The following is a 12073-nucleotide window of genomic DNA, read 5'->3' as shown; positions in this document are numbered from 1 at the left end:
TGCTCGTCATGTCCCCATTGCACCCCACCACCAGGTGCCTGAAAAGACCGTCGGGGTGCTCTAAGCCAGGCTTGAGACCTTGCGCCTCCGAGGGAGCGCTCCGAGCTCCGAAATAGAGGACTGGCATACCGAGTAAGCCCCAATCCTGCCAAGGTCCGACGCCAATCGAGGTCGCGTGCCCGTACGGTCGGCAACCAGCGGGGAACCATGGGGACTCACGGTCTTCGGACCGGCATATGCCCAGCTCAACGTTTCCGCAGCTCATCCGGCATAATCTTGAAAGACCTCCCAAGCTGACAGCGCGGGTTCGATTCCCGTCACCCGCTCCATGCTCGTGAGACCAGGTCAGCCAAGCACTTCCGGTAGAAGTGTGAACGCCCGTACATGCCGAGGTCGGATCAACGTGAAGTCACGTCGGTCCAACGTCGCGATCTGCGTGACGTTCAGCCGTTCCGCGATGGCAACCACGGACACATCAGCTGGGTCCAGCCGAGCGTCTTGGTACATACGGACAAGCTCTGCCATTCGTCGCACATCGACCGGCAGCAGGTCGGCCAGTTCGAACTCCTCGCTCGCCAGATCGAGAAACTGTGCATGCACGCGGGGCCCCATGTGCCTGTTAATGGTCCACCCTGCCTCGATCAGGATGGTCGAAGGCAGGAGGAGTGGACCCTCCAGCTCCTCGAGCAGGCGGACGCACGAGGCATGGTGCTTGTCATCCCGGTCGACTACAGCGATCAAGGGGCCTGTATCCAGGAGCGTGGCAGTCACGTTGACCGATTGAACCGCTCCGCCAGCAGATCTTCGACCCGTTCCGAAAGATTGCCCTCACCGGAGGCGCCGATCCCTGCGATCGACAGGCGACGACGACGAACCGGCTCAGACGGTTCCTCCCCCGCCGCCTCAGCCAAGTCAGGATCCGTCTTCACCAAACGCAGGAGACGACGCGCCTGGTCCGGCGACAGCCGGTCCACCAGGTGGTGAAGCTCCTCATGCGCATGCCCGGCGCTCATAGCCATGAGTCTACGCAAGCGGCCGCGCTTGCGTCAGTGACACGCCCCTGGCCAGCTCTGGGTGTAACACTTCATCCGTCGTAAGGCGTTTGCGTCGAGATTCACGCCGTACTCATCGGCGTAGGCAAGCGCAGGTCATGAGCTGATCCGCGGGCCATTAGCGGGCCAGCCCGCTACGTGCCCGATCCCTCTCGATCTTCGCTCCTGCCCATGATCTCCTCGGCCGGCTTGCCCATGCCCTCAGCGATCAGCTTTTCTCGCTCGCTCCCGGTGGTCAGGTAGATCAACGCGGCCCGAGTAGTCGAGTGGCCCATGACTGGGGACGACTGAGGCGCCCTCCCCCGGCGGTGCCTTGTCATGTCTGGATCACCGCCGACTTTCGGTTGCATGTATCCGAATCCGGCCACGCCACCATTGTGTGCTCTGCGGAGTATGTCGGTATTTCCAGGATGACGTACTCCATCGCTGTCTCATCCACACCTGCATGATGCGCTTCATTCGCGTAGTGGCTGATGGATGGCACAAAGTCTTGTCAAGACGCTAAGGGTATCGCCGAAGCGCCTGGTCATGCCCCCCTTGAGTGCTCTTGTTGCGCTCTCATCCTGACGTTTGGATCTAGGGAGGCTCTTCTGTGGTGCGTCACAAGCGGCGGTTCCGGACGCCTTACCCGTGCTGCCGCCTGTTCTGCCTGGTCCTCTCGTAGTGCGCAGGGCATCGCCCTGCGCTGTTCGCCAAGAGAAGGAGTCTTGAGAATGAGTGCACTGACCTACACCGTCCTCACCGACCCAACGTCGCTGGAGGCGTCAGTGGACGGGCGGACCCCGTCCACAGGGACGGTGTATCTGATGGTCACCAACACCGGAGAGGAGGTGGCCTGGTTGAGGATCGAGGTGAGGGTGCCTGTCGGCGACCGCGCAGGCCACCTGACCCGGGAAATCAGCACCATCAATCTGAAGGGCGAATACACCGACACCCTGGGCACTCAGACGGACTTCCGAATCGAGCCCGACACCCAGCCGGTGAACATCCAGCAGCAGGGCACCAACGTTCTCGAGGTAACCCCCCAGAGCGGTCGCATAGCCGCTTTCGAACCCGGCGACTACATGTTACTGACACTGGAGAACGTCACCGTCGCCCCCACCGCCGGGGTGGCTGTGCTGATAGTGAGAGAAATCCTCAAAACCGATACCGGGTGGGAGACCAAGTACGCGGCGGTGCCGCTGGTGAAGGCGACAGCAAAGGAGATTCCGGCACCGCGCGACTTCCGCCCGGACAAGGCGATGCTGGACACCGGTGAAAACCTCACGCTGAGCTGGGACGGGTCTCCCGACTTCACCTATGAGATCGTGTTCCCGGGCGGGCGGAGCCCCGTCTCGGGGGGTACCTGGTCACCGCCCACCCCGCAGCGGGCTACCACCTACATCCTCGTCGCCACCGACCCCATCACCCGGAAGCAGCACTTCCTCACCACCACCGTGCAGGTGCGCCATCCCGTGCTGGAATCGCTCACCGCCACCGCCGGCATCGACACACCCTGGGTCCAGGGGACGGCCCACAAGGGGCGCGTCACCTTCACCGACACAGGGGCGGAGATCTTCGATAACACGGGCGGGCAGGGTACCGTGACGGCCGACAAGGCCCTCTTGAACGGCGTCAACACCGAATGGGTGCAAGGGCGAAGCGCCGACGACGGAAAGATCACCTTCCCCAAGGATGGGCTCGACGTCCGCCAAGGAAGCGGAGCGTGGGGAAACGTGCACGCCGACAAGGCGGACGTCAACGGCGTCAACACCAAGTGGGTGCAGGGACGGCACAGTGACGACGGATGGATCAGCTTCCCCAAGGAAGGGCTGAACGTGTATCGGGCGGGCACCCATGAATGGGGGACCGTGTTCGCGAAGCACGGCCGAATGGCTTCAGGAAAGACTCGCCCCGGACAGGGCTGGAGGGCTTACGCTCCCGACAGTATCTGCATCGACGTGGACACCAGCGCAGGTGAGTTCACCGGCGACCCCGTCTACCTCACCTCCATCGGAGGCGCCGGCGGCATGCAGTATGACCTGGTCGGCACCAGTGCGGTCTACGACATCACCGCCAACAAGTTCAGCGTCTACCTCAAATGGCGCGACGACCGCGAACTGACTCCCGCCATGGCCCAGCAGTTCGGCTGGTACATCAACTGGATCGGCTACGACACCCCCTGACCTCGCACTGATCCCTGGAGCAGAAGTTCAGCGGCGCCCAGGCTGTCCAATGCTTGACGGGCACCCTAAGAAACATGACCGGCCTTGCGGGGCCGGGCCGCTTTGATGCTGCGGACAGGTTGGGCGGTGGTGCGGCGCACCACGCGGGTGTCGTCGGGGAGTTCGATGGTGAATATGGTGTCGCTGACGCGGATGGTGACGATCGCGCGGGCGTGGATGCGGCCGAGGGTGACCTTCTGCCCTGCCACCATGATCACGCCGATGATGCCGGCCACTCGCTGCACCGTGATCGGCTCGATCAGGGCAGGCGAGGTGCGCGCGGTGCGCCCGAGACCAGCTCCGAGGCTTGATCGTCGTGCAATTAGGCAGGGTGAAGAGGGGGCAACCACGGTCACGCAGGACCGACCTCACGCCCAGGTCAGCGGACCTACGTGGCCGGATCCGCACGATTCCCAAGCTGACAGCGCGGGTTCGATTCCCGTCACCTGCTCCACCTACGAAGGCCCAGGTCAGGACGTCAAGCCAGACCCGGGCCTCGATCGTTTCAGGGGCTGTTCGATCTTCGCGTCCCATTTCAGCACGTCCGAGTGCGATCATGGTCGCGTGGTTGACGTGACGCTGGACGATTCCGATGGCTCCACGGTTGTGGTGAAGCTCCAGACCGAGACGTGGGAACTCAACATCCGGGCGCCTCTAGCGGACTTGGCCCGTCTTCACGACATCAGGCAGGCGGATTGGGCTTCTCGTCGTTCCCTCGCCGTGGGCACCTGTGCCGGTTCTCCCGTCTTCTGGACAGCAAACGAAGACCAGGCGACCATCCTCATCGGGCATGACGACGAGACCTGGGACATCGGGATCAGCCTGCCGATCGAAACCGTAGATGAGATCGTCCGTCTCGCCGGTGAGCGCATCTGACATGCCTTTCCCCCAAGTTGTGATCAACCTGCGGGAACGACGAGACCAGACGGATCGCCCTCGTCGCCGGCCCGCTGATGTGCCGGTCGATGGCATCCGTGATCGCCCTGCCGGCACCACGTAGAGCGTGCTGGTAGATCATTGCCGCCCGGACGTTGTCGTGCTCCATCCGGGCCATGTGGTCCTCGAGGCCCGCGCCGGACTCGGCGACGAGTATGTTCCCGTGTGCCGCAGATCGTGGAAGTGCAGCCCCGGTCCGCCCATGCCCTTGACCACGTCCACCCACCACGTACGGGTGTTGAAGCCGCTCCGCCGCAGCGCACCACCCTTCACACCCGGGAAGAGCAAAGCGCCCGGCCCCATCCCGCAGCTTGCGCACATTGCCGATCGGTCGACGGCCCACGAACGGATTGCAGTCAGGCAAGCCCCTCAAGCTGCTGGACGACCTGCTCTATCGGAGCACGCGCGTCGATCTCCATGGTCGCGGTAGCTCGCAGCAACGGCTCGACAATGCGAAGGTTCTCCAGGATGGCGTCTCGTTCCTCTGGTCGCTTGCCATACGGATTGTTAGTCCGTGCCATGACTCGGGCCAACAGCACGTCAGCAGGCGCGCTCAACAACACGACATGGTCGAACCGCGGATAGAACTTCCCCTGGTTGCTCTTACAGCCGGCCACGAACAAGGCGCCCTCCTTGTGGCCAGCGAGCAGATCAACCATCGCCTCCTCGCGCCATACCCAGTCCGGCGACCCGTCCGGGAGGGTGACCCAGTGGCTCCACTGGCCGTAGTCCGTGTCCACAACCCGGTGCCCTCGTGAGCCCAAAATCTGCAATGCGGTCGATTTGCCAGTCCCCGACATTCCGGTGATCAAGATTTTGGGCACGGCATCACCCTAAGCGGAATCGACGGCCATGCTTCTGCCTCTGAACCGCTTCCGGCGCCCGTGGGTCTGGAGTTCTCTCAAGACCGAGTCCGACGACCTACGGCCGTCGCGGCATGCGGGACGGCGCGCGCCCCGGAGGCAGGGCGCGCTGTCGCGTATCGAGAGGAGACGTCAGGAGATGGTGAGCGTGCCGTTCGCGTTACGGGCGCACGTGACGATCGTGCGGGCGGCGGCGGTGAGGGCGCCGGTCAGGCACTGGCCGAGGACGGCGTGGCCCGCGGCGTTAGGGTGCCAGGACTCCTGGCAGGTCTGGAAGTAGGTGACGCAGGTGTTCGCCAGCCGCTGGATGCCGATCTTTTCCCAGCCGGACAGGCTGGTGATGAAGGTGCCGGACGGCCCGTCCTGCACCCGCAGCGGCGTGGCGAGCGCGCCCGTCGGGCTGCCGGGGTTCTCGCAGAGCCGGGCCCCGTCGAAGGCCCTCTGGACGTCCAGCACGCGCAGGTCGGCCGTGGGACGCTCGGCCGCCAGCGTGGTGTAGGCGTTCTTGACCAGGGAGCCGAGGTTCTGGGAGAACACATGCCCGGGGGCGAGGCTCGCGCGGTGGATCGGGCAGCCGGCGGCGTACCGCTCGGCGCCGAGGGCGCGGAACTTGTCGCGGGTGTCGGTGCGGCCGTCCTCGTCCCAGTACTGCGGGGCGACGTCGAGCGGCAGCGGGTTGGTGTAGGTCTGCAGGACTACTTGGTGGACGCCATCGGCGTCGATTTGGGCGAGAGTGTCGAGGATCTGGCGCAGGGCGGCGGTGGTCTCGGTGGTGGCGGCGGCGACCTCGGCGTCGGTGGCCAGGTCCGAGACGGTGCAGGGCTCCTGCGGCACCGGGCCGTTCAGGTAGGCCCAGAACTCCCACCAGCCCGTCCAGGCGTCGGCGATGAAGCGGTTGGCGCACAGCGTGGCCACGTCGCCGAAGGTGAACTGAGCGTTGTTGGAGCCGAGGCCGATGAGGACGACGTCGATGTCGTGGGTCTGGGCAACGGCGCGCAGCTGGTCGAGTTGCGAGGCGACGGAGCGGCCGTCGGCGCGGGCGCTGGAGGGGCTGGCGATGTCCGCGGGCCGGCCACCGGAGCATGCGAGGTTGAAGCGGTCCTGAATGCCCGGGAGTGACGCCTTGAACAACGAGGCGTTCGCCGACCGGTGGCAGAAGTAGGCGTTGCTGTTGGCCGCGGACCAGCCGGGGAAGGCCTGTGCCGTCCCGGAGGCGTCGAGGACGGGCTGGTAGTCCCCCGCGCCCTCCCCGCTGACGAAGCTGTCGCCGAGCACGACGGCGGCGGTGGGCAGGGCCGCCTGCGCCGCTCCCCCCTGGACGGCTTGGATGCCGACCGCGCCCACCAGGAGCGCGGCGATCGCGGCCACACGCCGGAGAACCCTCACAACTCCCCATTTCCCACTAAATACGTATGGAATAACGGATAGCCCGATCACAACACGCCGCGCCAATGGCGTCAAGATCTCCATGAGGCCCGGCCGCTACACCTAAGAGATCGCGTATCGCCCTGATCGTCAAGCATGCGTTTGCTCGCTCGCAGTGTCCCCCCTCACTCAGGTGAGGTGCCAGGCGAGGAGCCCGTCAGGCGCGTCGGTTTGGGTGAAACCGGCCGCGACCAGTTCCTTCTGGATCACCTCCCACGCGGGGCGGTAGGCGTGGCCGACGATTTCCTCCTCACTGATGACCTTGTCGCCCTCGGTGATTCGGTAGAGGTAACGGGCCTTGCACTCCTCCTCGTCCGACTCAAGGATCTCCGACAGGACCATGTAGGTGTGCCGGCCCACCTGGCGCGATTCCAGCTCCTGAAGAGGACGAGGCGCCGGAGGTCCGCCATCGCGCCAGGTGAAGACCAGGAGGCCGCCGGGCTCCAGATGAGCCGCCAGCACCGGCCAAAGTCGCCTTCGGTAGTCCGGCTCCAAGGCGTACATCACATTGATCATCACCATGGCCTCGACCGGCTCGCCCAGGTCCACGCTCAGCGCGTCACAGGAGAGCACCGTTACCCGCTTCAGCAGTTCCGGGCGCGCGCTCAGCCTCGACAGCAGAATCCCGCGCATGCCGGCCGAGGGTTCCAGCGCGAAGATCTCGGCCGGGGGGCCTCGGTCGGACGCGCGGCGCCGACACCTGTAGCTGACCCAAGAGCACCCACCACCATGGCTCACGGTGATCCCCCACAGCGCACGGCGTCCAGGGGCGGTCGCCTGTGGAAGCTCTGGATGTCCGGGAGGGCCTTCGGTTCCGGCGGTGACCATGCGACGTGTGATCATCACCACGGCGGCAATCCAGACCGTGGCTCCGATCGGTCTCCATGCCGCCGCGAGGGCCGGTCGGCTGGGGGTGACCGCGCGCCGGAGGTGCTGATCGGCGGCGCGTGTGCCTGGCCTGTGGCCGGAACGGCCACCGGGCATCCGGCCGTGCTGCCGCGCCCGGCTTGTTCCATGCGCGACCGAGGTGCCCGGTGGCCGGGGCGCCTCAGTCGGCCATGATGAGTCCTCGCTGGTAGGCCCGGACGAGACGGCGTGGGATCAGCATTTCCCGTCCGTTGACGGTGATGGGGACGAGGTCGGGGGCGGTCGCCTTCCACTGGCTGCGGCGATGGCGGGTGTTGCTGCGTGAGGTCTTGCGTTTGGGCACGGCCATGGCTACCAGCTCGCTTTCGTGATGCCGGGGAGTTCGCCGCGGTGCGCCATCTCGCGGAAGCGAACCCGGGAGAGCCCGAACTTGGTCAGGTGGCCGCGTGGGCGGCCGTCGACCGAGTCGCGGTTACGCACCCGGGTGCGGCTGGCATCGCGCGGCTGACGGGCCAGTTCCCGTACGGCCTCGGCCCGTTCGTCCGGCGTGCCGGTGCGGATGATGTCCTTCAGCTCGGCCCGCCGCGTGGCGTACCGCTGGACGACGACCTTGCGCCGCTCGTTGGCGGCGATCTTGCTTTTCTTGGCCATCAGACCTTGTCTCCCCGGGCCCGGATCCGCGCGACGGCCCTGTCGATGCCGATCTTGTCGATGGTCTTGATCGCACGGGCGCTGAGCGTGAGCCGGACATAGCGGCCCTCGCTCGGCAGCCAGTAGCGGCGTTGCTGGATGTTGGGGTTCCACCGGCGCCGGGTGCGGCGGTGGGAGTGGGAGATGTTGTTGCCGAAGACCGGCTTGACGCCGGTGAGCTGGCAGTGGGCGGACATCAGTTCCTCCCGTAGCGCTGGTTGAACCGCTCGACGCGACCGGCGGTGTCCAGGACGCGGCTGCGGCCGGTGTAGAAGGGGTGGCTTGCCGAGGAGACGTCGACGTCCACCACCGGGTAGGTGTTGCCGTCGGTCCACTCGATCGTCTTGCCGCTGCTGATCGTGGACCGGGTGAGGAAGGCGAAGCCGGCGCCCGGATCGCGGAAGACGACCGGGTGGTAGGCGGGGTGGATTCCCTTCTTCATCGTTCCTCCCGGAAGAGCACGTGCCGGCGGATGGTCGGGTCGTACTTGCGAAGGGTGAGCCTGTCGGGGGTGTTGCGCCGGTTCTTCCTGGTCACGTAGGTGTAGCCGGTCCCGGCGGTCGATCGGAGCTTGATCACCGGCCGGAGCTCATTTCGGGGCAATTCGGGTCCTCCCTGGTCGCGGACATGTGCCATGATAACGATAACGGTTTTCATTACTGCAACTGGAGGCGCCGTGCCCATCCCCGTCGTCCTCGTCGCGGGCCTGCACGCCTCGGCCCGCACGGCCACCGTCGACCGGCTACTGGCCGGGCATCCCGGATCGGTCGCGGTCCACCACGACCTGCGCGACGTCAGCCAGGGGCTCGTCCAGCGCACCGTCCGCGACGCGACGCACGTACTGGACACGGCCGAGGTGCGGCTCGCCCACGGCTGCGTCACCTGCACCGTGCGCGAGGACCTGCTGCCCCAGCTCATCAGGCTGGCGCCCGGCGCGGCGCTGGTGATCGTGGACCTTTGGGACTCGGTGGAACCGAGGTCGGTGGCCGAGGCGATCGACCATCAGGAAGCAAGGGACGTCCTGCGGTTCACCGGCGTTCTCACCGCACTGAACGCAGCGGCCACGCCCGAGGACATCACCCGCGGCGAACGCCTCAGCGAGATCGGCAAGCCCGCCGCCGCGGGCGATCAGCGCTACCTGGCCGAGGTCCTGACCCGGCAGCTCGAGTACGCCACCGGCCTCGTGCTGGACGACGGCGACGAGGAGGACCACGAACTGTCGCGTCTGGTGCTCGCACACCTCGCCCCGCTCACGCCGATCCACACCCTCGACACCCTGCCGCACGTCACCGGGGCCGCCGTGTGCACCGCGGAACTCGCCGAACGTGTGGATCCCGCCACCGCGCAGCTCCCCGCGGACGCGCAGACCGACGAGATCACCACCACGGTGTGGCGCAGCCGCCGCCCGCTGCACCCCGGCCGCCTGTTCGAGGCCGTCGATGAGCTGGTCACCGAGTCCGTACGCTCACGCGGCCGGTTCTGGCTGGCCACCAGGCCCAGCCGTCTGCTGGCCTGGGACGCCGTGGCCGGAATCATCTCCATCGAGGACGCCGGTCCGTGGCTGGCCGCGCTGCCCGAGGCCGCCTGGGATCTGGTCTCCCCCGCCCGCCGCCTGGCCGCCGCCCTCGACTGGGACGGCGAGCGTGGCGACCGCGTCCAGCACCTCGTCTTCACCGGCCCCGACCTCGACACCGACCGCCTGCACACCCTGCTCGACTCCTGCCTGCTGGCCGAGGGCGAACACCCCGGTCACGACGACCCCTTCGCCCCCCTACTCGACCTCAAGGAGATCGCGTGAAGACTCGCCGCGCCCCGCGCAAGAAGCCCAACCCCCTCCTGCACGTCGACCGCATCGACTACAAGGACACCAACCTGCTCCGCAAGTTCGTCTCCGACCGCGGCAAGATCCGCAGCCGTCGCGTCACCGGCGTCACCGTCCAGCAGCAACGTCAGATCGCCAAGGCCGTCAAGAACGCCCGGGAGATGGCCCTGCTCCCCTACGCCTCCCGGCCCTGCGCCTGAACAAGCTGCCGGTGACCGTACCTTCGCGATTCCTCGGCGGCCTGGCCGCTGGTCCGCTCAGGGGTTGGCGGCCAGGAGGAGGTAGGCGGCGCACAGGCACAGGTGGACCGCCGCCTGCAGCAGCGTGGCTCTGCCGGGCATGACGGTGAGGATGCCAACGCCGGCGGTGAGGGCCAGAAGCACGATCTGGGTGGCGCCCAGGCCGAGCAGCAGCGGACCGCCCAGCCAGATCGAGGCGACCGCGATGGCGGGGATGGTCAGGCCGATGCTCGCCATGGCCGAGCCGAGGGCGAGGTTGAGGCTGATCTGGGTGCGGCCACGACGGGCGTTGCGTCCCGCGGCGAGGGTTTCGGGCAGCAGGACCAGCAGGGCGATGACGACACCGACCACTGCCTGCGGCAGGCCGGCGGCGGCGACCGCCCGTTCGATCGTGGCGGATTCGACCTTGGCCAGGCCGACGACGCCGATCAGAGCGGCCAGGAGCAGGCCCAGGCTGGTAAGCGTGCTCTTCAGCGAGGGGATGGGAGCGTGCTCGTCGTCCGTGACGGTGCCGTCGCCGGTCGCGGTGCCGCTCGTGGTGGCGGTGCCGCTCGTGGTGGCGGTGCCGCTCGTGGTGGCGGTGCCGTCGCCGGCCGGGGCGGGCGGGTGGTCGGGTGTGTGGACGGGGAGGAAGTAGTCGCGATGGCGGACGTTCTGCACGAATACGAACAGCCCGTACAGAGCCAGGGACGTCGCGGCGGCGAAGAGCAGTTGAGGGCCGGAGAATTCGGGTCCCGGCGTGCTGGTGGTGAAGGCGGGAAGGACCAGGCCCAGGGTCGCCAGCGTGATCACGGTGGCCAGCGCCGCGCCGGTGCCTTCGGGGTTGAACTGGGCCGTCCGGTCGCGTAGCGCGCTGAGCAGAAGTGACAGGCCGACGATGCCGTTACAGGTGATCATGACGGCCGCGAACACGGTGTCGCGCGCGAGTGAGGCGGCCGAGGAGCCCCCGGAGGTCATGAGACTGATGATGAGGCCGACCTCGATGACGGTGACGGCCACGGCGAGGATGAGGGAGCCGAAGGGCTCGCCGACGCGGTGGGCCACCACCTCGGCGTGGTGCACCGCGGCCAGGACCGAGCAGGTCAGCAGGGCCACGATGAAGATCTCGGCTATGGCGGGCAGGTGGCGCCCCCACAGCGCGGCCAGTACCACCACCGCCAGGACCGGCACGGCGGCCGCGGCCAGTCCGAGGGGAGAACGGATGGACGCCGGAGCCGGGGCGGGGCCGCTCATGTGACCCTCGTGGGGGCGAGGCGGACGTGCGGCGAGGGGCGGGCGGCTGTGTTCATCCTGGCCTCCGTACTGTTGGTGATCATGGTTCGACGAGCCCGGCGCGGATGGCATAGCGGGTCAGTTCCAGCCGGTCGCGCAGGCCCAGCTTGGCCAGAACGTTGGCGCGGTGCCGCTCGACGGTCTTGACGCTGATGACCAGCAGGTCGGCGATGTCCTTGGAGGAGTGACCTTCGGCGACGAGTTTGACGATCTCCTCCTCGCGCGGGGTCAAGATGGCGGCGGGCCCCCGTTCGCCCTGCTCGTCACGGCGCAGGAAGTCGCGGATGAGGGTGGTGACGGCGCCGGGGTAGAGGAAGGGCTCCCCGCGCATCGCGGCCCGGCAGGCTTCCAGAAGGTCGCGGTCGGCGACGGATTTCAGCACGTACCCGCAGGCTCCCGCCTTGAGGGACTCGAACAGGTACTGCTCGTTGTCGTACATCGACAGCATCAGCAGCCGCACCTCGGGCGCGCGTCGGGCGATCTCCCTTGCGGCCTGGATGCCGGTCATGCGCGGCATGGCGATATCCAGGATGGCAAGGTCGATCTCGCCACCGCAGCCCAGTTCGACCGCCGCGGCGCCGTCGGCCGCCTCGGCCACCACGGTCAGGTCGGGTTCGGCGTCCAGGATCAGGCGCAGGCCGTGGCGGACGAGCGCGTGGTCGTCGGCGAGCAGGATGCGGGTCGGTGGGGCAGGCATCGCCGA

The 12073-nt window shown here is 67.3% G+C and carries 17 protein-coding genes; 4 read left to right on the top strand and 13 right to left on the bottom strand.

The features are described from left to right. Window positions 1-345 precede the first annotated feature (345 nt). Together DQ384_RS09285 and DQ384_RS40340 are read right to left on the bottom strand one after the other, a co-directional pair. Window positions 346-771, bottom strand: coding sequence for a type II toxin-antitoxin system VapC family toxin (locus tag DQ384_RS09285; protein ID WP_114028295.1), 426 nt, complete (start codon window positions 769-771; stop codon window positions 346-348). Then, window positions 768-1013 (bottom strand): hypothetical protein, encoded by a 246-nt coding sequence (locus DQ384_RS40340; RefSeq protein WP_147268713.1) that lies wholly within the window; start codon window positions 1011-1013, stop codon window positions 768-770. Before DQ384_RS40340 ends, DQ384_RS09285 begins: the two co-directional genes overlap by 4 nt. Window positions 1014-1765: 752 nt before the next feature. Between DQ384_RS40340 and DQ384_RS09275 the strand changes: the two genes are divergently transcribed. After that, on the top strand, window positions 1766-3217 hold the full coding sequence (locus tag DQ384_RS09275) for a hypothetical protein (RefSeq protein WP_114028293.1): 1452 nt from the start codon (window positions 1766-1768) through the stop codon (window positions 3215-3217). Between the two features lie 65 nt (window positions 3218-3282). Here DQ384_RS09275 and DQ384_RS09270 read toward each other — a convergent pair whose 3' ends face one another. After that, window positions 3283-3492 (bottom strand): hypothetical protein, encoded by a 210-nt coding sequence (locus DQ384_RS09270; protein ID WP_114028292.1) that lies wholly within the window; start codon window positions 3490-3492, stop codon window positions 3283-3285. A gap of 328 nt (window positions 3493-3820) precedes the next feature. Between DQ384_RS09270 and DQ384_RS09265 the strand changes: the two genes are divergently transcribed. Further along, window positions 3821-4132, top strand: coding sequence for a hypothetical protein (locus tag DQ384_RS09265; protein ID WP_114028291.1), 312 nt, complete (start codon window positions 3821-3823; stop codon window positions 4130-4132). A 416-nt stretch (window positions 4133-4548) separates the two neighbouring features. On the opposite strand, the gene DQ384_RS09260 is transcribed toward DQ384_RS09265, so the two are convergent. From DQ384_RS09260 to rpmG, 8 genes are all read right to left on the bottom strand, one after another. Then, a complete protein-coding gene (locus tag DQ384_RS09260; protein WP_245966332.1) occupies window positions 4549-5016 on the bottom strand; it encodes an AAA family ATPase in 468 nt (155 codons plus the stop codon). Between the two features lie 171 nt (window positions 5017-5187). Further along, a complete protein-coding gene (locus DQ384_RS09255; RefSeq protein ID WP_181871111.1) occupies window positions 5188-6441 on the bottom strand; it encodes an SGNH/GDSL hydrolase family protein in 1254 nt (417 codons plus the stop codon). A gap of 168 nt (window positions 6442-6609) precedes the next feature. After that, window positions 6610-7113: a class I SAM-dependent methyltransferase gene (locus DQ384_RS09250; protein WP_181871110.1), complete on the bottom strand. Its 504-nt coding sequence runs from the start codon at window positions 7111-7113 to the stop codon at window positions 6610-6612. 415 nt (window positions 7114-7528) lie between these two features. Further along, on the bottom strand, window positions 7529-7696 hold the full coding sequence (gene rpmF / locus DQ384_RS09245) for a 50S ribosomal protein L32 (RefSeq protein ID WP_114028289.1): 168 nt from the start codon (window positions 7694-7696) through the stop codon (window positions 7529-7531). A 2-nt stretch (window positions 7697-7698) separates the two neighbouring features. Continuing rightward, window positions 7699-7998 carry a 30S ribosomal protein S14 gene (gene rpsN, locus DQ384_RS09240; RefSeq protein WP_114028288.1) on the bottom strand — a complete coding sequence of 100 codons (300 nt, stop codon included), beginning with the start codon at window positions 7996-7998 and terminating at the stop codon, window positions 7699-7701. Then, window positions 7998-8234, bottom strand: a complete 237-nt coding sequence (gene rpmB / locus DQ384_RS09235; RefSeq protein ID WP_114028287.1) for a 50S ribosomal protein L28 — start codon at window positions 8232-8234, stop codon at window positions 7998-8000. Before rpmB ends, rpsN begins: the two co-directional genes overlap by 1 nt. Next, window positions 8234-8479, bottom strand: coding sequence for a type B 50S ribosomal protein L31 (locus tag DQ384_RS09230; protein ID WP_114028286.1), 246 nt, complete (start codon window positions 8477-8479; stop codon window positions 8234-8236). The genes rpmB and DQ384_RS09230 overlap by 1 nt, the downstream gene beginning before the upstream one ends. Next, on the bottom strand, window positions 8476-8640 hold the full coding sequence (rpmG, locus tag DQ384_RS09225) for a 50S ribosomal protein L33 (protein WP_114028285.1): 165 nt from the start codon (window positions 8638-8640) through the stop codon (window positions 8476-8478). Before rpmG ends, DQ384_RS09230 begins: the two co-directional genes overlap by 4 nt. Before the next feature lie 73 nt (window positions 8641-8713). Between rpmG and DQ384_RS09220 the strand changes: the two genes are divergently transcribed. Together DQ384_RS09220 and rpsR are read left to right on the top strand one after the other, a co-directional pair. Next, window positions 8714-9835 (top strand): CobW family GTP-binding protein, encoded by a 1122-nt coding sequence (locus tag DQ384_RS09220; protein ID WP_245966331.1) that lies wholly within the window; start codon window positions 8714-8716, stop codon window positions 9833-9835. Next, window positions 9832-10059: a 30S ribosomal protein S18 gene (gene rpsR / locus DQ384_RS09215; RefSeq protein ID WP_114028283.1), complete on the top strand. Its 228-nt coding sequence runs from the start codon at window positions 9832-9834 to the stop codon at window positions 10057-10059. Before DQ384_RS09220 ends, rpsR begins: the two co-directional genes overlap by 4 nt. 57 nt (window positions 10060-10116) lie before the next feature. On the opposite strand, the gene DQ384_RS09210 is transcribed toward rpsR, so the two are convergent. Together DQ384_RS09210 and DQ384_RS09205 are read right to left on the bottom strand one after the other, a co-directional pair. After that, window positions 10117-11331, bottom strand: a complete 1215-nt coding sequence (locus DQ384_RS09210; protein WP_114028282.1) for a calcium:cation antiporter — start codon at window positions 11329-11331, stop codon at window positions 10117-10119. Between the two features lie 79 nt (window positions 11332-11410). Continuing rightward, window positions 11411-12067, bottom strand: a complete 657-nt coding sequence (locus DQ384_RS09205) for a response regulator (protein ID WP_114028281.1) — start codon at window positions 12065-12067, stop codon at window positions 11411-11413. Window positions 12068-12073 lie beyond the last annotated feature (6 nt).

It is taken from the genome of Sphaerisporangium album, from assembly GCF_003323745.1.
Taxonomy (GTDB): domain Bacteria; phylum Actinomycetota; class Actinomycetes; order Streptosporangiales; family Streptosporangiaceae; genus Sphaerisporangium; species Sphaerisporangium album.
This window is presented reverse-complemented; position numbering and strand designations above follow the sequence as displayed.

Bases quoted from the DNA above. Each gene is read 5' to 3' on its own strand.
- rpmB (WP_114028287.1), bottom strand. From the start codon at position 8,234: ATGTCCGCCCACTGCCAGCTCACCGGCGTCAAGCCGGTCTTCGGCAAC.
- rpsN (WP_114028288.1), bottom strand. From the start codon at position 7,998: ATGGCCAAGAAAAGCAAGATCGCCGCCAACGAGCGGCGCAAGGTCGTC.
- DQ384_RS09210 (WP_114028282.1), bottom strand. From the start codon at position 11,331: ATGAGCGGCCCCGCCCCGGCTCCGGCGTCCATCCGTTCTCCCCTCGGA.
- rpmF (WP_114028289.1), bottom strand. From the start codon at position 7,696: ATGGCCGTGCCCAAACGCAAGACCTCACGCAGCAACACCCGCCATCGC.
- DQ384_RS09250 (WP_181871110.1), bottom strand. From the start codon at position 7,113: ATGCGCGGGATTCTGCTGTCGAGGCTGAGCGCGCGCCCGGAACTGCTG.
- DQ384_RS09275 (WP_114028293.1), top strand. From the start codon at position 1,766: ATGAGTGCACTGACCTACACCGTCCTCACCGACCCAACGTCGCTGGAG.
- DQ384_RS09230 (WP_114028286.1), bottom strand. From the start codon at position 8,479: ATGAAGAAGGGAATCCACCCCGCCTACCACCCGGTCGTCTTCCGCGAT.
- DQ384_RS40340 (WP_147268713.1), bottom strand. From the start codon at position 1,013: ATGAGCGCCGGGCATGCGCATGAGGAGCTTCACCACCTGGTGGACCGG.
- DQ384_RS09205 (WP_114028281.1), bottom strand. From the start codon at position 12,067: ATGCCTGCCCCACCGACCCGCATCCTGCTCGCCGACGACCACGCGCTC.